This window comes from Janthinobacterium saanense (assembly GCF_014200675.1).
Lineage (GTDB): Bacteria > Pseudomonadota > Gammaproteobacteria > Burkholderiales > Burkholderiaceae_D > Janthinobacterium.
Window position 1 is genome coordinate 383,174 of sequence record NZ_JACHCI010000004.1, and the last position, 19,008, is coordinate 402,181.

Sequence of the window (19,008 nt, forward strand, 5' to 3'; positions counted from 1 at the left end):
TAGATGGAGCAAGCATGTCAGGCCCAGTAGATAGCAATATGGATAATACCGATAACGATGTCCGTCCCCGTTTCCGTCCCCGTCCGTGGGAACACCTGGAAACGCCGTATGACGTGGAAGTGTGGATAGAAGAACATAACCGCAGCATGCAGGACAATATCCGCGCCACCGAAACGGGCGTGGGCATCTGTTTTACCCTGGCCGAGGGCGGCGATATCTATATGCAGACCAGCGCCGATGGCGCCGTCGTGCTCGACGTGAGGCCCGACGCAGCCTGGGTGGCGCCCCTGATCAGCGCGGCCACCGGCTGCGAGACGCCGGCATCGACACTGTGGATCTTGCCTGACGATAAATTGATCCAGTTGCTGGTGGGGCTGTCCAGCCTGGTGGCCAGCACTTTATTGGTGGTCGGCCACGATTTCGGCCTGCGCCGGCGCGGCATGGGGCGCTAGGCGGTATTTTTACTGGCCCACGTGGTCAGATCAGCATCAGGCTGCACATATCTCGACACTGTGCGCCTTGCATGCTAGTCTCGTGCCCAAGGGCGCCTGAGGGCCAGGGCGGGACTGCAAAGGATAGCCATGGACGAGATACCGCGCGCAGGGCAGGGGGAGCAAGAGGCAGCCGGGCATGAAGAGGGCATCGTGCCCGCTTCCGTGCCTGTTGCCGAGCCCTTGCTCGACGATGGCGTCTTCAGCCCCGGGCGTATGCGTGTCGAGCGCGAACAGGCTTATTTCAACGATTTGTATCTGCTGGCGCCGCTTGCCTATTTCGTGCTCGGTCTCGATGGCATGATATTGCAAATGAACCTGGTGGCCGCCGAACTGTTCGGCCTGCAGCGCGAACGGCCCGGCCCTGTCCTGTTCCGTACCTTTGTCAGTCCGCCGTTCCACCGCGATTTTGCGCAGTTCGTCGAACGTGTGCTCAATAGCAATGAACCGGAACGCATCCAGCTGCAAGTGCAATTGCGTCCGGCATCACAGGCGCCGGGATTGCCGGTCAGCTTGCTGGGCAGCACCGATCCGGGCGGGCAGATGCTGCGCCTGGTGCTGGAGCAGGCCGAGGGCAAGATGGCGGCGCTCGAACGCAGCGAAGAGCGTTTCCGGCGCATCGTTCACAGCGCCGAAGAGGGTATCTGGGAAATCGATGCGCAAGCGCTGACCAGCTTTGTCAATCCGAAGATGGCGTTGATGCTGGGTTACCAGATCGAAGACATGCTCGGCAAACCGCTGGCGTCGTTCATGGATGCCGAAGGGCGTACCTTGTTGGAGCGCAATATCGCGCGCCGCCAGGAGGGTATAGCCGAACGCCACGAATTCAAGTTCCTGCGCCGCGACGGCGAGCCGCTGTGGGCCACCCTGGCGACCAATCCCATCTTCGATTCCAGTGGCGCCTATCTGGGCGCGCTGGCGCTGGTCAGCGATATCACGGCGCAACGCGCGGCTTCCGAGCGTATCTGGCAGCAAGCCAATTTTGATCAGCTGACGGGCTTGCCGAACCGGCATATGTTTCTCGACCGCTTGCAGAACGAAGCGCGCCGCGCCAAGCGGGAGGGCGCTTATCTGGCGCTGCTGTTCATCGATCTCGATCATTTCAAGGAAATCAATGACAGCCTGGGCCATGCCAAGGGCGACCAGCTGCTGCGCCAGGCTGCCCGCCGCATCGTTGAGCGGGTGCGCGCCACGGACACGGTGGCGCGTCTGGGCGGCGATGAATTCACGGTGATCCTGGCCGGCGTGGGCCAGATGGGCGGCATCGAGCGGGTGGTGCAGCAATTGATCACGGCGCTGGCCACGCCCTTCATGCTCGATGGCGATAGCGTGCAGGTGTCGGCCAGTATCGGCGTGGCTCTGTATCCGGCCGATACGGATGACACCGATACCTTGCTGCGGCACGCGGACCAGGCCATGTACGCGGCCAAGAGTGCGGGCCGCAACAGCTACAGTTATTTCACGCCGGCCTTGCAGCAGGCGGCCGAATTGCGCCGCAATATGGCGCGTGAAATGCGCGCCGGATTGGTGCAGCATGAATTCGAGCTGCATTACCAGCCCATCGTCGACTTGCCCGGCGGGCGCGTTCAGTGCGTCGAAGCCTTGTTGCGCTGGCGCCATCCACAGCGTGGCTTGCTGCTGCCCGGCGATTTCCTGCCGTTTGCCGAGGCGAATGGCTTGCTGCTCGAGATAGGCGACTGGGCTTTTCGCCAGGTGGTGCGCCAGGCAAAATTATGGCAGGCACGGCATGGAACAGGGTTTCAGATCTGCATCAACAAATCGCCGTCCGAGTTGCGCTGCGATGCGGGCTTGTATGAGGGCTGGGCCGAGCTGCTGGCGCGCGAGGGCTTGCCTGCGGGCAGTATCGTGGTCGAGGTCACGGAAGGCATCTTGCTCGACGAGACGCGCCAGGTGCTTGAAAGGCTGCGCCAGTTCCGTGCCATGGGCATGTCCCTGGCGCTGGACGATTTCGGTAGTGCCTATGGTTCGCTGGCGTGCCTGAAGAAATTCGATATTGCTTTCCTCAAGCTCGCCCAGTCGCTGGTGGGCGCCTTGGAGCAGGGCGATGCCGAACAGGCCTTGTGTGACGCCATCATCGCGCTGGCCCACCGGCTGGGCTTGAAAGTGGTGGGCGAGGGCGTGGAAACGGCGGCGCAGCGCGAGGCGCTGATATCGGCCGGCTGCGACCTGGCGCAGGGGCATTTCTTTTCCCGCGCCGTGCCGGCCAGCGAACTCGATGCCTGGCTGGCCGCTCAGAGCGCCGCTTGACGCTGGCTTGCGCCCTGCATCAACTGCTCGACAGCGGCCAGCGTCTCGTCGGCGCTGACCGATTCCAGCGTCAAGCCTGGCGCCAGGAGTACGCGGTAATGGCTGCTGGCCGGATAGAACCAGCGGTAATTGTCGGTGCGGATGTAATAGCCGACGATCTTCTTGTCGTAGACGGACGCCAGGTGTATCACCGAGGTATCGGGCGAGACCACCAGTTCGCAACGCCGTATCAGGGCCGCCAGTTCCAGGATATGGCCGGTCGGTGGCGCCAGCATGACATTGGCGTGGCCGGCGCCACTGACGATTTCCTGTGCGCGCGCCTCGGTGCCTGGGGCGGCAATCACCAGCAGTGCATGTTGCGGATAGCGCTTTGCCATCGCCGCGCAGCAGCGCTGGGCATCGGCCACGCTAACCGTGCGCTGCAAGTTGCTGCCCTGGAAATTGAGGCAAAACAGGCCGGTATATTTTTCCAGCAGGGTGTCGCAGGCCGCATCGATGCGCGCCGCGTGGGCGTCGACGCCAAACAGTTCATAGCGCTGGTCGACCTGACCCAGCTTGAACTCGGCAAAGGTGGCAAAGTAGCTGTCGAGAATATGGCGGCTGCGGTCGCAGGGCACGGTATGGTCGAACATGCCCAGCCTGGCGGTCGAACTGCCGTACTTGGGAATCGCAAAACCCGTCAGATAGCGCGCGCCCAGCCATTTGATACGCAACAGCAGCGGAATCGAAAAGCGGTTGTAGGGATTGAAGATGACGTCATAGCGGCGTTGGCGCAGGTCGGCGATGCTGGTGCGCAAATCGCGCAGCAGCGGCTGCTTGTCCCAGATGATGATGTCGTTGACGTGCGGGCAGGCGTCTATGATGGCCCGGTTGGCGCTGCTGGCGGCGACGTCGATCTGCCAGTGCGGATAGCGGCGCTTCAATTCACGCAGCAATGGCGTGGAGACGATCATGTCGCCGATCTTGTCGTTGCGCAAGATCAGCACCTTGCGCACACTGGCAAGATCGAGCGGCTGTTTATAGCGTTTGCCCAGCAGGGCGTGACTAATGAGCCTGGCGGCGAGCTTTATCAAGGAAACTCCGAATGTGGATGAGTACGTGCACTGGTGCGCAAGCAACATCTTACGGATTTCCGCCTTGCACTGATAGGGGAAACTAAAACTAGCTCAATCCCAGCAGGGCGATCACGCGATCGCGGCTGATGCCGACCAGCGCCGAGCTGATGGCCAGCAGCGATTCGTAGCCGGGTTTGCTCGCCTTGTCGCTGAAGTTTTGCGCCAGCGACTCCATGCGTACCGGGCCTTGCACCGGCTGGGCATCGGCGACGCGGCTGCTTGCCTGCGACAGCGCCAGGCTGACCGAACTGCGCGCCTGCTGCAAATGCGCCAGCGCCTGCACCACTTGCTGCAAGGTGGTGCGCAAGGCTTCCACGTCGCCCGTATTCCATTCTTCGGGAGCAATGGCGGCCGGTTCGGCATCGGTCTTGACGCGGCTCATCTGGCCGGTAGGGAAACGGATGCCATTGCCGCGCACCGACAGGCTGTCACGCACGGAGGCCCAGGAGCTTTCCGGCGTGCTGAACATCAGCTCGCCATTGTCGCCGCGCTTGACGCGGATATTCGACGGCAGTAGCGCCTGGCTGAAACGGGCGACGATCTGATCATCGCTCAGGCCAGGTTCGATATTCACCGAACGCAGGGCCTGGTTGGCGCCGCCCACGGAAAACGCCAGTACTTCCGGCGGGCCATCTTGCAGGCTGGTCAGGGTCAGGCCGCGGATCGTAAAATTTTGCTGCGCCGCTTGCGGACTGCTGTAGCCCAGCTGCGCATCGAGCGTGCCACCCGACGCATTACTGCGTTGGCGCCAGGTATTGCTGAACTGGCGCACGCGCGCTTCCACCTGGCCATCGCGGCCCTGGCGCGCCGCCAGCTTGGCCGCCAGTTCGCTTTTCAGCGCCTGCAACTGGCTGCTGCTGCGGTCCAGGTAGTCGAGGGTTTGCTGTGCGTTGGAAATCTCGCCCTGCAACTGGTGATCCCAGTTGCTCAGCCCGCGCTGTAGCGGCGCGGGCGTGCTCTTCGCCGCCGCGCTGCCAGCGCGCGCGCCGGTACTGGCGTTGCTGGCACCCGAGGCTTCATCGACGACGCGGGCCGTACCGGCGCCCTTGGCGGAAATGCCGGAAGAGGTGGGGAGCTGGGCGATTTGCATGATGGTCAGAGTACGTCAAACAGGGAGAGGTTACCCACCTTGGCATAGGCTTTGTAAGTGGCTTGCAAGGCAAGCTGATAGCCGTTCAAATCGATGGTGGCGGCAGCCACATCGGTCTGTTGCAAGTCATTCAGGGCGCTATCGTTCGACAGCGACACATTCGACAGGTTAGTGTCGAGCGTGCTCAGGATATTTTGCGCGCCGCCAAAAACGGCGATCTTGTTCGACACCAGGTCCATGCCGTCGTCGGTGCCGTCCAGGCCGGCCACGATCGCGGCGTGTGTCGCCGGATCGTTGGCGGTGGCGCCCGGCACGTCGAGGGCGCTGATGACCTGGTCGATCTTGTTGAGCCAGTCCTGCACGCCTTTCACGTCGACGTTGGCCGCCTGCGTGATGCCATTGCCTACGACGACCATCTGGCTGTCGGTATTGCCAATATAGGTGTAGCGCGCGCCAGGGGCAGCATTGGGGTCGAACTGGATCGCCGGCTGGTCGGTTGCCGTGCCGGAAAACATGTAGCGGCCTTCCTGGTCTTTCATATTGGCCGTGTACATCACACTGTCGCGCATGGCGACCAGCGACTGCGACATCGATTTCAAGTCATCGCTGGTATTGCTGCCGTCGGCCGCCCAGACCAGCAGGTCGCGCGCCTGGCCCATGTCGGTAACCATGCTCGACAGATAGTTTTCATTCTTCAGCAGGCGCACCTTGACCGTGGCGATATTGTCCTTGTACTGGGTTACCATGGCTTGTTCGCGGTTCAGGCGCGAAATACGCACGTTGCCGATCGGATCATCCGATGGCAGCTGGATACGCGAACCGGATGCCAGTTGCAAGGTCAGCTGGTTGATGCGATCCTGGTTCTGTTGCAATGAGTTATTGATCAGTTGTTGATACTGGCCAGTGGCGACGCGCATATTCTTCTCCTTAACCCATCATTTGCAAAGTGGCGTCAAACAGGCTATTGGCCACTGAAATGACTTTCATATTGGCTTGATACATATTCTGGAATTCGACCAGATTCATCGCCTCTTCATCCTTGTTCACGCCGCTGGTCGATTTCCAGTCATTGACGGCCTGATCGCGCACGGTGCTGGCCGTCTTTTGCAATGCCTGGTTTTGCTGGCTGTTGATGCCCAGCTTGCCGACCAGTTGCGTGTCCGCATCACCGATCAAGGCCGAACCCACCCAGGTGACATTGGTCGGTTGATTCTTGATATCGATCAGCTTTTGCAAATTGCCGCTGTCACCGGCGGCGCCGCCGCTCGTGGCGAGCGCCAGATCCGCTGTCGTGTAGTTGTCAGCGATGCTCATTTTGCCATTCGCATACACCAGCAGCGGCTTGCCTGGCGTGCCGGGTACGCCGGGCGTGCCGATGGTCTGGCCGGCTTGCAGCTGGGCATTGACCTTGTCGGTCAGGCTTTGTGCCAGATCGGCGACGGACTGTATCAACGGTTGCAGGGTATTTTGTTCAAAGTCGCCCAATCCGCCCAATTGGCCGCCCACGGCGACCTTGTCGAGCGTAAAACTGGCGTTGGCGAATTTGACGCTCAGTACCGGCTCGCCCGTACTGCTCATGTTGCTGCTCATGGTGGCGGGGATGGAGCCGATCACCAGCGGCTGTCCCGTCTTGAGCGAAATGTTGCGCGAGCCATCGGCCTGATCTGTCACCGAGATCGACATTTGCGACGCCAGGCCATCGATCAACTGGTCGCGTGCATCGATCAGCGCCGAGACGTTGGTGCCGGCGGCGATAGAGCTGCTGATGGTCTGATTCAAGGCGGCAATACCCGCCAGTGCGGTATTGGCTTGCGGCATGATCGCATCGCGCTGCTGGCGTACCGACAGCAGCTGGTTGTTCATGACATTGCTGATGCTGTTGAAATGCTGCGCCATGGCATCGGCGGAGGTGATGATCTGCTGGCGCAAAGGCGTCGAGGTCGGATCGACGGCGGCTGCATTCAGGGCCGTGAAGAAACCATCGATGCCATTGCTGATACTCGACGAGTTATCTCCCATGACGCGCTCGAGCTGCGTCAGGTAAGGCTGGGTCTGGGTGCGCGCGCCCAGATCGGAAGCGGCACGCCACATCTGCTGGGTCTTGTAGTCGTCGGCAAAGCGTAGCAGGGCCGATACTTGCACGCCATTGCCGGCCGAACGTACGCCCACGCCAGCCCCCAGCGAAGTCAGCAGTACACCCTGGCGCGTATAGCCGGGAGTCTGTAAGTTTGCAATATTTTGGCTGGCCGCGCCGAGTGCGGCCTGGGCGGCAATGCTGCCTGACAGCGCGTTGCTGATGATGCTCATGTGGCAATCTTTCGTGTGGTAGGCGGCGCGCTGGAAGCTGCGCCCGGCCTGGTGTCCTCGTTACTGAGTACAGGCGACGTATCAGACGGATTTATTAAGCGGAGATGCAATATTGTCGGATTTGACTGGCGTAGCCACCTTGTTGGAGGCTGGCAGCAATTGGCGCAGTATCGCGTCGGCGATGCCGAAGGCGCGCTGGCCGGCCATCTTGTCGGCGACCAGGTTATCGGCCATCTCCAGCATGTCGCTGTTGACAGGGTCCTTGTAGACGCTGTCTTCGCCGGCCATCTCGCGCGTGCCCGAACGCATCTGGCGCAACATGTGCGAGATGAAAAAAGCTTCAAACTTCACGGCCGCCTCGGTAGCCTTGGCCGCGTAGCGCGGATCGGCCGGTGTGGCGGCAGCGATGGATGTGTCGTCGAGCGACGAAGGCAGGGCGCCGTTGCTGTCGTTGATATTGATCATATGACTACCAATTCTCCTTCGATGGCGCCAGCCTGGTCGAGTGCCTGCAGGATGGCCATGACATCGTCGGGCGAGGCACCCAGGCTGTTGACGACATCGATGATCGATTGCAGCTTGGCGCCGGCAGGCCAGTTGAACATATTGCCGTTGCCCTGGTCGACCGAGACTTTCGATTGTGGCGTGACGGTAGTCTGGCCGCGGCCAAATGGCGCCGGCTGGCTGACGGCCGAGTTTTCGGAAATGACGACTTTCAGCGAGCCATGCGTGACGGCGGCTGCTTTCACGCGCAAGCCTTCGGCGATGACCACGGTGCCGGTGCGCGAATTGAAGACCACCTTGGGTGTCTCCACGCCCACGTCGATGGACAGGGCTTCCAGCTTGGCCATGAAGGCCACGCGCTGAGTCGGGTTTTCTGGCGCCAGCACTTCCACGCTGGTGGCGTCGCTGGTGGTGGCGACGGCGCCGAAGCGGCGGTTGACGGCTTCGACGATATTGGTCGCCGTTTCAAAATGCGGGTGGCGCAAATTGAGGGTCACCGTGGGCTTGGTCGAAAAATCGCTGATGATTTCGCGTTCGACGTTGCCGCCGTTGGGAATGCGGCCCGAGGTGGGCGTGTTGACAGTGACGGAAGAACCGCTCTTGCCGGTAGCGTTCAGGCCACCGACCACCACGTTGCCCTGTGCCAGCGCATAGACTTCATTGTCGGCCGCGCGTAGCTGTGTCAGCAGCAAGGTACCGCCACGCAAGCTTTTCGCATCGCCCAGCGACGACACGGTGACGTCGATGGCCTGGCCGCGGCGGTAGCCGGGAGGAAACACGGCGCTGACCATGACGGTGGCTACGTTCTTGCTTTTTGAATCGATACCGTCCGGCATTTTCACGCCGAATTGCTTGAGCATATTGAGCACGGACTGGCTGGAAAACTTCACCTGGGTACTGTCGCCGCTGCCGTTGAGGCCAACGACCAGGCCGTAGCCGACCAGGGGATTGTCGCGTACGCCTTCGATGCTGACCAGGTTGCGCAGCACTTGCGCAGCCGTGGCCGGCAGGGACAGGCCGCTCAAGGCGGCCAGCAGGGCTGCCAGAGGCAGGGCGGAGCGAAATTTCATGATGTCACCTTAAAACGGCATCCATGGACCGACGAAGAAACGTGTCAGCCAGCCTGGTGTATTGGCTTCGGCCAGGGTGCCCTGACCGGAATAGGCGATCCGCGCATTGGCGATGCGCAAGGATGACACCTGGTTATTTGAATCGATGTCGGCCGAGCGCAAATAGCCGCGCAGGCGCACGAATTCCTCGCCCTGGTTCAGGGTCAGTGTTTTTTCACCCTGTACCCGCAGCAAGCCGTTCGGCAATACTTCCTGCACGATCACGGTGATCGCGCCAGACAGGGCATTTTGCTGGGTGCTGGTGGAGTCGCCGGCAAAATTGCGGTTGGCGCCCAGGTCCAGCCCGGTCTTCGGCAAGGTCTTGCCCAGCACGTTGGCGGCCTGGATGCCCACGCTTGAACCCTTGTTGAACGAGGTGCCCGCCTTTTTGCTGGCCTGCGTGGTTTCCTGCAGGGCTACGGTAACCACATCGCCCACGCGGAAGGCGCGGCTGTCCGAGGTCAGGGCCAGGCCGGCATCGGGATTGAAGACGCCGCCCGCCACGCCGCCTCGCGCCGTGCTGCGCTGCGCCAGCGGCAGGGGTTCGTCGGCAAAGCTGGGCGGCACCGGCGCCGGCGGACGGCTGGCGCAGCCAGCCATCAACACCAGCAGCACTGCCGCAGTGTTCAGTGCAGGTTTCATCAGCGTGCCGCTTGCGACAGGTATTGCAGCATGTTATCTGCGGCCGACAGCACCTTGGTATTCATTTCATAGGTGCGTTGCGCCGCGATCATGTCGACCATTTCTTCGACCACCTGCACGTTCGAGCCTTCCAGCGCAAACTGCTTGATCTTGCCCAGCGCGCCTTCGCCGGGCACGCCTTCGGTCGGTGCGCCACTGGCGGCAGTTTCCTGGAACAGGTTTTCACCCAGTGCCTGCAGGCCGGTCGGATTGATAAAGTTGGTCAGGGTCAGCTGGCCCAGTGGCGTGGCGGCGACGTTGCCGGGCACGGTGGCCGAGACCAGGCCGTTTTCGCCGATGGTGATGCCGGTGGCATTGTTCGGGACGGTGATTTGCGGCACCAGCGGCAAGCCCTGGGCGTTGACCAGTACGCCATTTTCATTCATCGTCAGCTGGCCGGCGCGCGTGTAGGCCGCTTCGCCGTTCGGGCGCAGCACTTGCAGGAAACCGTTGCCGGTGATGGCGACGTCCATATCGCGGCTGGTCGTTTGCAGACTGCCGGTGGTAAATACCTTTTGCGTGCCGACCATGTGCGTACCGTTACCCAGTTGTACGCCCGATGGCGACAGGGTATTGTCGGCGCGCTGCGTGCCCGGCTGCTGATCGACCTGGTAAAACAGGTCTTCGAAGACGACGCGGTCGCGCTTGAAGCCTACCGTGTTGACGTTGGCCAGGTTGTTGGCGATCGCTTGCAGTTTTGCATCTTGTGCCTGCACGCCGGTCTTGCTGATCCACATTGCTGGATTCATGGTTTCTTCCTTTACATTCGTCAGGTGGATCAGGCGCCAAGCAGGCGGTTGCCCGATTGGGTCATGTCATCGCTGGCCTTGAAAACCTTCATCTGCATTTCAAAACTGCGGTTCAGGCTCATGGTGGCCACCATTTCTTCAACGGCGGAAACGTTGCTGCCTTCCAGGTGGCGGTCGCTGACGCGTACCGTCGGGTCTGCCTGCAAGTCTTCGCCATTGCGCGCCACCACCAGACCCGCCTCGTTCTTGGTCAGTTCACCCGTTTCGGCGTTGACCAGTTTGAGCTTGTCGATGATTTGCATTTGCGCACTACCTGGCACCTGCACGGAAATCGTGCCGTCGACGCCGATGGAGACGCTGCTGTTCTCAGGCAAGGTGATCGGGCCGCCTTCGCCCAGCACGGCACGGCCATTGATGCTCAAGGTGCCATTCTCATCGAGATTCATGGCGCCGGCGCGCGTGTAGGCTTCGCCGTTTTGCCATTGCACCGTCAGAAAGCCGTTGCCGACAATCGCCACATCGAGATCGCGCCCGGTTTCCTTCAGGGTGCCGCTGCGCGTGGTAATCGCGCTCGACTGCGTTTGCGCCATGTGGCGGTCGTCGTAACCGTAGCCGTTCTGCAAGGGCTGGGCGGTCGATACCTCCAGATTGGCGCGAAAGCCGCTCGTTTCGATATTGGCCAGATTGTTGGCGTGTACCTGCTGTGCCCGCAGGGCTCGGTCGGCCCCGCTCATGGCGGTGTAAATCAGCGCATCCATCGTGCTTTATCCTTGGGTGGCGGGCATTAAAGCGCTTGCATCAGCGACTGCAGCATCGCGCTTTCGGTCGAGATGACCTTCGAGTTTGCCTGGTAGTTACGTTGCGAGGTCATCAGGCCCACCAGTTCGGAAGTGATGTCGACGTTCGACTGTTCCAGCGAGCTGGTCGCCAGTTTGCCGGACATGCCGACACCCGGACGGTCGTACAGCGGCGTGCCGGAGGTGGTCGAGGCAATCCAGCTGGTGTCGTTGACCGGCGTCAGCGCGCCTTCGTCGGCGAAGTTGGCCAGGGCGATGGTGCCGATGTTCTGTTTCGAACCGTTCGAGTACTTTGCCACCAGCGAGCCGTCATTGGCCAGTTCCACGCCCATGTAAGTGCCCGAAGCGTAGCCGTTCGGCTGGTCTGTCGAGGTGGTCGCTTCACCGGCGAATTGCGTGGTGCCGTTGTAGTCGATGCCAAAGGCAAGCACCGCTGCGCCAGGAATGGCGTTGCTGGTCAGGCCGACGTTGGCGAACGTGGGGACGTAGTCGCTCGGCGGCGTGGTGCCTGCCGGCGGGGCATTGGTCGGGCCCGCGCCATTCACCGTGGCCAGCTGGCCCTTGGCGTCGAAGGTCAGCGTGGTCGGGTTGGGCGTACCCGCCGCCAGCGCGCCATTGTCGAGCGTGTAATGCACCTCGACGGTGCTGGGGCCGGTTTTGACGAAGTACTGGCTCAAGGCATGCTTGCTGCCCAGCGAATCGTACAGCACCGAGGTTTTCAGGCTGTTATAGGTTTGATTGTCGGTTGCGCTGAAGGTGCCAGTCTTGGCGACCCAGTCGGCCGACATATTGGAGGTATAGGTCAGCTTGTCGCTGGCCTGTGCCGGAATCTGACCGGTTGGAATCTTCAAGTCGCCCATCGGGCCCAGGGCGCTCGAGCCAGGAATTGCGCCATAACCTTGCACTTTTTTGCCACTCGAATCGACCAGGTAGCCGTCGTTGCTGGCCGAGAAAATGCCGACACGGCTGTAGCTGAGGGTGTTTTGTCCATCGCGCGAGACGAAGTAGCCGCGGCCGTCGATGGCGGCGTCGAGCGCGCGGCCCGTGTTCAGTACGCCGCCGTTGAGCGACATGTTTTGCGTGACCGAACCGATTTCCGTTCCCGTCGGACGCGAACCGGCATACATCGAGGAAAAGTTGGCGCGGCTGCTCTTGAAGCCATAGGTGCCGGCGTTGGCGATATTGTTACTGGTGCTGTTGAGCTGCTGGTTGATGGCCTGGATGCCGGACAGTGCGATGTCGAAACTCATGTTGACTTCCTTTAATGGAGGACGGGATTAGGAGGGGCAGGTAGCCGCAGATCAGCTTGTTTTACCGTTGAAGCCGGTGATGGCGCCAGGATTGATGTCGCCGACGTTGGCGACATTCAACACCATGGTGCCGGTCGATGACAGGCGTACGTTGTTGAGCTTGCCGGTGATGTCGACCGTGGGCTTGTCGCCGCTGCTGGTGGTGACCGTCATCGTGTAGTTGCCTGCAGGGATACCCAGCGCGACCGGATCGATGCTGAAGGGCACGGTGCCGGCGGCCTTCGAGCCCAGTTCTATCGTGTATTCCTTGTCGTCGCTGCCCTTGAGCGTGACGGTGGTTTTGTTGCTGTTGGCGGTCAGCGCAATGCTGGCGTTGACCTTGCTGCTATCGAGTTGCACGGTGGGGCTGTTGACCGTGACTTCGGAACCGACCTGGGCGCCCAGGGCCAGCACCTGCATCGATTGCAGCACGCTGGCATTGGAGCTGGTCAGCGCAGCCATATTCTGGATCGCCTCGGTTTGCGCCTGCTGCGTCAGTTGATTGACGAACTGGCTGGGATCGGTAGGGGCGAGCGGATCCTGGTTCTTGATCTGTGCCACCAGCAACTTGGTAAACATGTCCTGGGTCGCATTGTTTTGCGACTTGACGGCATCGCTGCTGCTGCCACTGCTGTTGTTGTTATTCGTGAAGAGGTTGGTTTCCATGGCTTACGAGTCACCTAATTTGAGGAGAGATTGCTGCATCGACTTGATGCGGCCCAGAACTTCGACATTCGTTTCAAATGCGCGCGAGGCCGACATCATGTCGGTCATCTCTGCCACCTGATTGACATTCGGGTAAAACACCATGCCGTCGGCATTGGCCATCGGATGGCCCGGTTCATAGACCCTGCGCAGCGGTTCGTCGCTTTCGACCACGTCCATCACCTGTACCTGGCCACCGGCATTGCCGCTGCCATCCATGACGGTCGTAAACACGGGTTTGCGCGCACGGTAGGTTTCGCCTTCGGAACCGGCCACGGAATCGGCATTGGCCAGGTTACTGGCAACAGTATTGAGGCGCACGGTTTGCGCCGCCATCGCCGAACCGGCGATCTTGGAAATGTCCTGGAAACTCATGGCTGTCCTTATTGTCCGGCGATGGCCTTGGCCAGACCTTTGATTTTCATATTGACGAAAGTCAGGCTGGTCTGGAAGTCGGTGGCATTCTGTGAAAACGCCGCCTGTTCGACGCCGATCTCGACGGTGTTGCCGTCGCGGCTGGGGTGGTAGGGAACACGGTACAGGGCGCTGGCGTCGTCGTCGGTCGACAGCAGGCCGGCGCTATTGTCCTGCAGTTGCTGCAGGGCGCTGCCAAAATCCATATCCATGGCCTGGAAACCCGGTGTATTTTCATTGGCGATATTGGCCGCCAGCACGCGCGTACGGTCGGCGCGCAAGTGCAGTGCATCGCTGTGCACACCCAGTGCTTCCTTGAAATTAATCCCCATGGTCTTCCTTTGTGTTGAATGTGATCGCGCTGTTGCAGTTTGGGCTTAAAAATAGCTGAGGCGGAGTAAAATGCCTGCCAGGCCGTATTGACACATGGTAAGGTCATGCCGCTTCAGTATCTTTGATTAAGGTTAGCAATGACTCATTTCGACAACTCTGTCGTGACATCCAACCAGGCGCGGCGTCTGCACATACTGATCCCAAGCCTGTTTTTACTGACCAGCCTCTATAGTAGTGCAGGACGCGCAGAATTGCCAGCCGACAATATATTTTTAAGAACAGAAAGCATGGCGCGTGAGCAATTGACGCAACAAGCGGATGCTGCCGGTCTGCTGGAACCGCAATTCCAGGTCGCTGTCGTCAAAACGTCACGCATCATGCCGGCCTGCGCCGTGCCAGTCACGCTGGAACTGGCCGACAGCCGCGTGCCGCAGCGCATGCGTTTTGTGGCCAGCTGTCCTGGTGCTGGCGGCTGGCGCTATGACATCCTGGTGCGTAGCAGCATCACGGCCAAGGTCGCTGTCACCAGTGTTCCAGTAATAGCCAATACGCCCTTGCAGGCTGCCGATATCAGCCTGGCGCGTCACGATGTGACCTTGATACCGGACAGTGTTTCTTCTTTGTCTGGCGTGGTGGGCCTGACCAGCAAACGCAGCTTGCGCGCCGGCGAAGTATTGCGTCAGGGGCAGCTGGCGTCGGCCGTGCTGATCAAGCGGGGCAGTGCGGTCAGCATCGTCGCGCGCAAGGAGCAGGTGGAAGTGAGCATGGCCGGCGAGGCCATGGATCCTGGTGCATTAGGCGAAATCATTCGCGTGCGTAATACCACCAGCGGCACGCAGATACGCGCCAGGGTGCTCGATGCCGGCGTGGTCGAGCCGGCCGAGATTCCCGGCCGCTGATCAGTTGCCGGTCAGCGCGCTGCGCTGCAAACGCGTGGCCAGCTGGGTCAGCTTGGCGGCATAGTTGGGATCGGTGGCATAACCGCCGCGCGCCAAACCTTGCGCAAACGCACCCGCATTGCTGCCTGTATTGAGGGCAGTGCGGTAGCGCGGATTATCGAGCAGCACTTGCGTGTAATCGCGGAAGGCGCTGGCCTGGTCGGGATAGCTGCGGAAGTGTTCGGTTTTTTTCAGGGCCGTGCCGCTATTGCCTTCATATTCCGTGGTCAGGGCAGTGGTCACGTCGCCTTGCCATTTGCCGCCAGCCTTGATGCCGAACAGATTATTGGTATCCGCGCCCGGATTGGAACCCGAGCTTTGGCGTAGCGGATGCTGGCCCCAGCCCGATTCCAGCGCCGCATGGGCGGCCACGACTTCCGGCGCCACGCCCAGGCGTGCACCAGCTTCCTCGGCCCACGGTTTGATGGAGGCGAGAAACTGCTGCTGCACCTCGCCGATCTCGCCGCCCTGGTTGATATTACCCAATACATTGCTGGACTGAGTCTGGTCCAGATAGGCGCGCCCTTGCGGACTGAGCGTGGTAGCGGCGCTGCCGCCACCCTGTTCTATGAAACGTGCCACTTCGCCCTGCACCTGCTGGAACACGCTGTTGAAGCTGCCCGTGGAAGCGGTCGCTGCGGTGGCGCGCACATTGCTCTGGATGGCGGACGTGGCGGTCGTTGCCTGCGTCGCCATGGTGCTGCTGGTGAAAAAATCAGCCTGGCGCATAAGTATGATCCTCGCCGTGCAGCACGCGTTGCATGGTGCTGTACTGTTCCGTTAGAAATTCGCTGTTGCGTGCGCTCAGGCGCTTGCACTCCAGCACCATCTGTTCCAGTGCCGTCCAGTTGCCGGCGGCTGCCGCGCCGCTTTCGGCCGGTAGCAGCGCGAACAGTTGCTGCATGTCCGGCTTCGCTCCCAGCAGGGCAGTGGCCAGGCTGACCCGTTGGCGGCGCCGGCCATCGAGACGCTCGACGGCGGCGACGATCTGTTCGGCCAGCACGGCCAAATGCGTGTTCTGGTGGCGCAAGATCGATTGAAACTGTTCCTCAAGCAAGGCACGCAATTCCCCATAAGCCTGGCCATCGTCCGTGATGCCTTGCACTACGCGCTGCAGCGCCTGCTGGCGCGTGATGCCCTTGCGTGGTGTGTTCACGATGGCGTTCACGATTCACCGCCGTGAAAGCGCTGGATCAAGCCAGCCAGTTTCGACGGGTCAAACGGCAGTTCACCCTTGGCCAGCGCATCGCGCAGCATGGCCACGCGCTCATGATCGATCTCCGGCATGGCGCGCAGCGCAGCCATGGCAGGCTGCAGCACGGCAGACTGCATTTGCTCGCCAGCCGAGGAGCCGGGCGTGACGGCGCCGGCGGCAGCGTTTTCCGCGATCGCCTCGGCGGGCGCCACGGCGCCGCTGCGCAAGCTGGCGCCGCTGGCTGCAGTGGAAATTTTCATACGTTGTCCCTTGCCTTTAATTTGCATTTTCGCCCCGATCCTTCCTGGCCGGCAGGCCCAGCTTGTCGCGCAGGCGCTGCAGGGTTGCCGAGTCGGGCTCGGCCACTTCAAGGTCGTCGCCGTGGCCTTTCTGGCCTGCCATGCCGAACATGGCGGCGATGCTGTCGGCCTGGCCGCGCGTCAATATTAACAGTTCGATGCGGCGGTTGATGCCGGCGCCGGCATTTTTCACGTCCAGCGGCGCGCGGTCGGCCATGCCCACCACTTGCAGCACGCTGTCCGGATTCATGCTGCCGATCAACAACTGCGCGCGCGCCGACATGGCGCGGTTGGCCGACAGGGTCCAGTTCGAATAGCCTTCATAGCCGGTGTTGGCGTATTGCATGGAATCCGTATGGCCAACGATAAGCATCTGGTTTTCCATTTGCGCAAACACGGGGCCCATTTCACGCAGCAATTTGCGGAAGCGGTCGGTCGGCACGGCGCTGCCGCGCACGAACATGCCTTGCTTGTCCGTGTCGTGCAGCATGACGCGCAAGCCATACGGCGTGATTACCGATTGCAGATTGCTTTTCAAGCCAGCTTCTTCGCTGAGCTTGTCGAGCGCACGCGACAGTGTTAACAGGTCTTCTGGCGTCTGGTAATTCTTTTTTGGCTGCGCTTGCGCCGTGCCGGCCTTGCCATCCTGTGACTTGTTGCCTTCCGTACGCGTGTCGCCCATGCCTTTGCGTGGCATCGGGAAACGTTCGATCAGGCTGCCGCGCGGGCCGCCTTTCTGTTCCGGCATGACGCCCTGGCCTTCGCCCTGGCGGCTGCCGGCCGTGGCGTCCATCATGATTTCCTTCATCGCCTGTTGCTCGCGCGCCGCCATCAGCCACAGCACCAGGAATAGCGACAGCAGGGCCAGGCAAAAGTCGGCAAACGCTACTTTCCAGGCGCCGCCATGACCATCGTCGTCGTGCTTGCGTCCGGCGCGCTTGATGATGGCCTGTTCATGTTTCTCATGCGGCTTTAGCACGGCGGCCTCCCCGGCCTTGGCCTTGCTCTTGTTCCGCGCCACCGTCTTCGAGCGCATTGATCCAGCTTTCGAGCTGGGCGAAGCTAGGCTTGATGTTCAGCTGTACCAGGCGGCGGCCGGCATCGATCGCCAGCAGGGGCGGTTTGCCTGCCACGTGCGTGACCAGTACCACTTTCACGCATTCCATGGTCGACCCTTCTTCGCCGACCAGCTGTTTCATCATATTGCACATCGGATCGAGCACGCCGTAGCAAAAGAAGATGCCGATAAAGGTACCGACCATGGCGGCGCCCACTTTTTCCGAAATTTCCGCCGCATCGGCGCCATCGGCCACCGAATTCATGGCCATCACGATACCGAGCACGGCTGCCAGAATACCGAAGCCAGGCATCGCTTCGGCGATCTTGTGCAAGGATTTGGACGGTTGCAGCAATTCGTCATGGATGGCTTCGAGTTCCTGTTCCAGCACGCCTTCGAGTTCATGCGCGTTGATCTTGCCCATCGCCATCAAACGGAAATTGTCGACGATGAAGGCCAGCAGTTTCGGCTCTTCCAGCACCAGCGGGTAGCGCTGGAAGAGGGTGCTTTCACGCGGCGCCTCGACGTGGGCGTCGAGCGCCTTCAGGCCGCCGGCCGCCGTTTGCAGCAATTCGTACATCAGCAGCAGCAACTGGCGCTGGAATTCCGAGCCTTGCTTCTTGTGCGTGACGATCTTGCGCATCTGGTGCAGCATTTCTGCCAGCACATGCTTGGGATTGCCCAGCACCAGGGCGCCGACGGCGGCGCCGATGATGATGATCAACTCGACCGGTTGCCAGATCGCGTGGACGGTGCCGCCCATCAGGGCGAAGCCTCCGAATACACATCCCATCACGATTAAGATACCGATAATTACCATGTCAACTGCCTTTCTGCGTCATTGTGGTGCTGCATCAATTTATGGATGGTGCCTGCTTTAGCGTCCGCCTTATGCGTCCTGCAGCATGGCTTTCATTTTGCCCAGCGCCGTCTTGTTCAACTGGCAGACGCGGGCGTCGCTCAGGTCCAGGACGGCGGCAATTTCTTTGTAGCTCAGTTCAAACTCGTAATACATCTGCACCACGCGCTGTTCCCGTTCATCGAGTGCGCGCAGGGCTTGCTCCAGGCTGCGCCGCACCATCAGCTGTTCTTCCGGACTCGGTGCGCTATCGGCCTGGCCCAGGCTTTCTTGCAGCACTTCGTCGAAACTGGCGATCAGCTCGGCGTTTTCCGCCAGCTGGTATTCCTGGTAGGCTTCCGGCGTCAGCTTCAGGGCCGCCATGATTTCCGCTTCCTGCGGCTCGCGCCCCAGGCGCCGCGTCAGGGCCCGCACGTTGTCGCGCAAGCGATGGCTTTCCTGGCGCACCGCGCGCGGACGCCAATCCTGGCGCCGCAGCTCATCGAGGATGGCGCCGCGGATGCGCAGGCTGGCGTAGCTGCCGAAGGACTGGTCGGGCACACCGTAACGGCGCAGGGCTTCAAGCAGGCCCATCAAGCCGATCTGCTCCATGTCGTCGCGGTCGATGGCGCCCGACACCTGCGAATTGAGCTGGCGTACGATGCGTTTGACCAACGGCGAGTAGGCCAGCAAATGCTGCTGCTCTTCTGCAACGGTGAAAATGGCCGTGGCAGCGCTGGTTGCGGCGTACTCATCCGCGCCATACGCCTCCTGGTATTGCTCTACATAGGCCACGGGGTCTCCCACTAGGTCGGCTGGCGTGTTGGCG

22 protein-coding genes are annotated in these 19,008 nt (G+C 61.2%); 3 read left to right on the plus strand and 19 right to left on the minus strand.

What is annotated here, in order from left to right:
- Nucleotides 1-14 precede the first annotated feature (14 nt).
- Together HDE72_RS08885 and HDE72_RS08890 are read left to right on the plus strand one after the other, a co-directional pair.
- Complete coding sequence (locus tag HDE72_RS08885) at nt 15-452, plus strand: hypothetical protein (protein ID WP_260176574.1); 438 nt, start codon at nt 15-17, stop codon at nt 450-452.
- 129 nt (nt 453-581) lie between these two features.
- On the plus strand, nt 582-2,759 hold the full coding sequence (locus HDE72_RS08890) for a putative bifunctional diguanylate cyclase/phosphodiesterase (RefSeq protein WP_260176575.1): 2,178 nt from the start codon (nt 582-584) through the stop codon (nt 2,757-2,759).
- On the opposite strand, the gene HDE72_RS08895 is transcribed toward HDE72_RS08890, so the two are convergent.
- From HDE72_RS08895 to flgB, 13 genes are all read right to left on the minus strand, one after another.
- Nucleotides 2,744-3,832 (minus strand): glycosyltransferase family 9 protein, encoded by a 1,089-nt coding sequence (locus HDE72_RS08895; RefSeq protein ID WP_183739082.1) that lies wholly within the window; start codon nt 3,830-3,832, stop codon nt 2,744-2,746. The two genes, HDE72_RS08890 and HDE72_RS08895, sit on opposite strands and share 16 nt — an antisense overlap.
- An 88-nt stretch (nt 3,833-3,920) precedes the next feature.
- Complete coding sequence (locus HDE72_RS08900; RefSeq protein WP_260176576.1) at nt 3,921-4,964, minus strand: hypothetical protein; 1,044 nt, start codon at nt 4,962-4,964, stop codon at nt 3,921-3,923.
- A gap of 5 nt (nt 4,965-4,969) precedes the next feature.
- Nucleotides 4,970-5,881 carry a flagellar hook-associated protein FlgL gene (gene flgL / locus HDE72_RS08905; protein WP_183739085.1) on the minus strand — a complete coding sequence of 304 codons (912 nt, stop codon included), beginning with the start codon at nt 5,879-5,881 and terminating at the stop codon, nt 4,970-4,972.
- Between the two features lie 10 nt (nt 5,882-5,891).
- Nucleotides 5,892-7,271, minus strand: coding sequence for a flagellar hook-associated protein FlgK (flgK, locus tag HDE72_RS08910; RefSeq protein ID WP_183739088.1), 1,380 nt, complete (start codon nt 7,269-7,271; stop codon nt 5,892-5,894).
- An 81-nt stretch (nt 7,272-7,352) separates the two neighbouring features.
- Entirely contained in the window at nt 7,353-7,736 is a 384-nt protein-coding gene (locus HDE72_RS08915; RefSeq protein WP_221291205.1) for a rod-binding protein, read from the minus strand.
- Complete coding sequence (locus HDE72_RS08920; RefSeq protein WP_183739090.1) at nt 7,733-8,845, minus strand: flagellar basal body P-ring protein FlgI; 1,113 nt, start codon at nt 8,843-8,845, stop codon at nt 7,733-7,735. Before HDE72_RS08920 ends, HDE72_RS08915 begins: the two co-directional genes overlap by 4 nt.
- Nucleotides 8,846-8,854: 9 nt before the next feature.
- Entirely contained in the window at nt 8,855-9,526 is a 672-nt protein-coding gene (gene flgH, locus HDE72_RS08925) for a flagellar basal body L-ring protein FlgH (protein WP_183739093.1), read from the minus strand.
- Nucleotides 9,526-10,314 (minus strand): flagellar basal-body rod protein FlgG, encoded by a 789-nt coding sequence (gene flgG, locus HDE72_RS08930; RefSeq protein ID WP_183739096.1) that lies wholly within the window; start codon nt 10,312-10,314, stop codon nt 9,526-9,528. The genes flgH and flgG overlap by 1 nt, the downstream gene beginning before the upstream one ends.
- A 29-nt stretch (nt 10,315-10,343) precedes the next feature.
- Entirely contained in the window at nt 10,344-11,072 is a 729-nt protein-coding gene (locus HDE72_RS08935; RefSeq protein WP_183739099.1) for a flagellar basal body rod protein FlgF, read from the minus strand.
- A gap of 26 nt (nt 11,073-11,098) precedes the next feature.
- Entirely contained in the window at nt 11,099-12,361 is a 1,263-nt protein-coding gene (locus HDE72_RS08940) for a flagellar hook protein FlgE (protein ID WP_183739102.1), read from the minus strand.
- A gap of 51 nt (nt 12,362-12,412) precedes the next feature.
- A complete protein-coding gene (locus HDE72_RS08945; protein ID WP_183739106.1) occupies nt 12,413-13,066 on the minus strand; it encodes a flagellar hook capping FlgD N-terminal domain-containing protein in 654 nt (217 codons plus the stop codon).
- Nucleotides 13,067-13,069: 3 nt separating this feature from the next.
- Entirely contained in the window at nt 13,070-13,480 is a 411-nt protein-coding gene (gene flgC / locus HDE72_RS08950) for a flagellar basal body rod protein FlgC (RefSeq protein WP_183739109.1), read from the minus strand.
- 8 nt (nt 13,481-13,488) lie between these two features.
- Nucleotides 13,489-13,851 (minus strand): flagellar basal body rod protein FlgB, encoded by a 363-nt coding sequence (flgB, locus tag HDE72_RS08955; protein ID WP_183739112.1) that lies wholly within the window; start codon nt 13,849-13,851, stop codon nt 13,489-13,491.
- Nucleotides 13,852-14,139: 288 nt separating this feature from the next.
- On the opposite strand from flgB, the gene flgA reads away from it, so the two are divergent.
- Nucleotides 14,140-14,751, plus strand: a complete 612-nt coding sequence (gene flgA / locus HDE72_RS08960) for a flagellar basal body P-ring formation chaperone FlgA (RefSeq protein WP_260176577.1) — start codon at nt 14,140-14,142, stop codon at nt 14,749-14,751.
- Here the strand turns inward: flgA and HDE72_RS08965 are convergent, their stop codons facing one another.
- The 6 genes from HDE72_RS08965 to HDE72_RS08990 all read right to left on the minus strand — a co-directional run bounded on the left by HDE72_RS08965 (nt 14,752) and on the right by HDE72_RS08990 (nt 18,974).
- Complete coding sequence (locus tag HDE72_RS08965) at nt 14,752-15,519, minus strand: glycoside hydrolase family 73 protein (RefSeq protein ID WP_183739118.1); 768 nt, start codon at nt 15,517-15,519, stop codon at nt 14,752-14,754. It lies immediately after the preceding gene.
- The gene (gene flgN, locus HDE72_RS08970; protein ID WP_311735276.1) at nt 15,506-15,958 is read right to left on the minus strand and encodes a flagellar export chaperone FlgN; all 453 of its coding nucleotides are present in this window, start codon (nt 15,956-15,958) and stop codon (nt 15,506-15,508) included. The genes HDE72_RS08965 and flgN overlap by 14 nt, the downstream gene beginning before the upstream one ends.
- Nucleotides 15,955-16,245, minus strand: coding sequence for a flagellar biosynthesis anti-sigma factor FlgM (flgM, locus tag HDE72_RS08975; protein WP_260176578.1), 291 nt, complete (start codon nt 16,243-16,245; stop codon nt 15,955-15,957). The genes flgN and flgM overlap by 4 nt, the downstream gene beginning before the upstream one ends.
- A 16-nt stretch (nt 16,246-16,261) precedes the next feature.
- A complete protein-coding gene (locus tag HDE72_RS08980; RefSeq protein ID WP_311735275.1) occupies nt 16,262-17,263 on the minus strand; it encodes a flagellar motor protein MotB in 1,002 nt (333 codons plus the stop codon).
- Nucleotides 17,247-18,161, minus strand: coding sequence for a flagellar motor stator protein MotA (gene motA / locus HDE72_RS08985; protein WP_183739127.1), 915 nt, complete (start codon nt 18,159-18,161; stop codon nt 17,247-17,249). Before motA ends, HDE72_RS08980 begins: the two co-directional genes overlap by 17 nt.
- A 69-nt stretch (nt 18,162-18,230) precedes the next feature.
- Nucleotides 18,231-18,974: a FliA/WhiG family RNA polymerase sigma factor gene (locus HDE72_RS08990; protein ID WP_183739130.1), complete on the minus strand. Its 744-nt coding sequence runs from the start codon at nt 18,972-18,974 to the stop codon at nt 18,231-18,233.
- Nucleotides 18,975-19,008 lie beyond the last annotated feature (34 nt).

What these genes read in the sequence shown, in the direction of transcription:
- flgH (WP_183739093.1), bottom strand. Translation starts at nt 9,526, where the DNA reads ATGAAACCTGCACTGAACACTGCGGCAGTGCTGCTGGTGTTGATGGCT.
- flgA (WP_260176577.1), top strand. Translation starts at nt 14,140, where the DNA reads ATGGCGCGTGAGCAATTGACGCAACAAGCGGATGCTGCCGGTCTGCTG.
- flgB (WP_183739112.1), bottom strand. Translation starts at nt 13,851, where the DNA reads ATGGGGATTAATTTCAAGGAAGCACTGGGTGTGCACAGCGATGCACTG.
- flgG (WP_183739096.1), bottom strand. Translation starts at nt 10,314, where the DNA reads ATGAATCCAGCAATGTGGATCAGCAAGACCGGCGTGCAGGCACAAGAT.
- HDE72_RS08945 (WP_183739106.1), bottom strand. Translation starts at nt 13,066, where the DNA reads ATGGAAACCAACCTCTTCACGAATAACAACAACAGCAGTGGCAGCAGC.
- HDE72_RS08920 (WP_183739090.1), bottom strand. Translation starts at nt 8,845, where the DNA reads ATGAAATTTCGCTCCGCCCTGCCTCTGGCAGCCCTGCTGGCCGCCTTG.
- HDE72_RS08915 (WP_221291205.1), bottom strand. Translation starts at nt 7,736, where the DNA reads ATGATCAATATCAACGACAGCAACGGCGCCCTGCCTTCGTCGCTCGAC.
- flgM (WP_260176578.1), bottom strand. Translation starts at nt 16,245, where the DNA reads ATGAAAATTTCCACTGCAGCCAGCGGCGCCAGCTTGCGCAGCGGCGCC.
- HDE72_RS08940 (WP_183739102.1), bottom strand. Translation starts at nt 12,361, where the DNA reads ATGAGTTTCGACATCGCACTGTCCGGCATCCAGGCCATCAACCAGCAG.
- motA (WP_183739127.1), bottom strand. Translation starts at nt 18,161, where the DNA reads ATGGTAATTATCGGTATCTTAATCGTGATGGGATGTGTATTCGGAGGC.
- flgC (WP_183739109.1), bottom strand. Translation starts at nt 13,480, where the DNA reads ATGAGTTTCCAGGACATTTCCAAGATCGCCGGTTCGGCGATGGCGGCG.
- HDE72_RS08890 (WP_260176575.1), top strand. Translation starts at nt 582, where the DNA reads ATGGACGAGATACCGCGCGCAGGGCAGGGGGAGCAAGAGGCAGCCGGG.
- HDE72_RS08935 (WP_183739099.1), bottom strand. Translation starts at nt 11,072, where the DNA reads ATGGATGCGCTGATTTACACCGCCATGAGCGGGGCCGACCGAGCCCTG.
- HDE72_RS08885 (WP_260176574.1), top strand. Translation starts at nt 15, where the DNA reads ATGTCAGGCCCAGTAGATAGCAATATGGATAATACCGATAACGATGTC.
- HDE72_RS08900 (WP_260176576.1), bottom strand. Translation starts at nt 4,964, where the DNA reads ATGCAAATCGCCCAGCTCCCCACCTCTTCCGGCATTTCCGCCAAGGGC.
- flgK (WP_183739088.1), bottom strand. Translation starts at nt 7,271, where the DNA reads ATGAGCATCATCAGCAACGCGCTGTCAGGCAGCATTGCCGCCCAGGCC.
- HDE72_RS08965 (WP_183739118.1), bottom strand. Translation starts at nt 15,519, where the DNA reads ATGCGCCAGGCTGATTTTTTCACCAGCAGCACCATGGCGACGCAGGCA.
- flgL (WP_183739085.1), bottom strand. Translation starts at nt 5,881, where the DNA reads ATGCGCGTCGCCACTGGCCAGTATCAACAACTGATCAATAACTCATTG.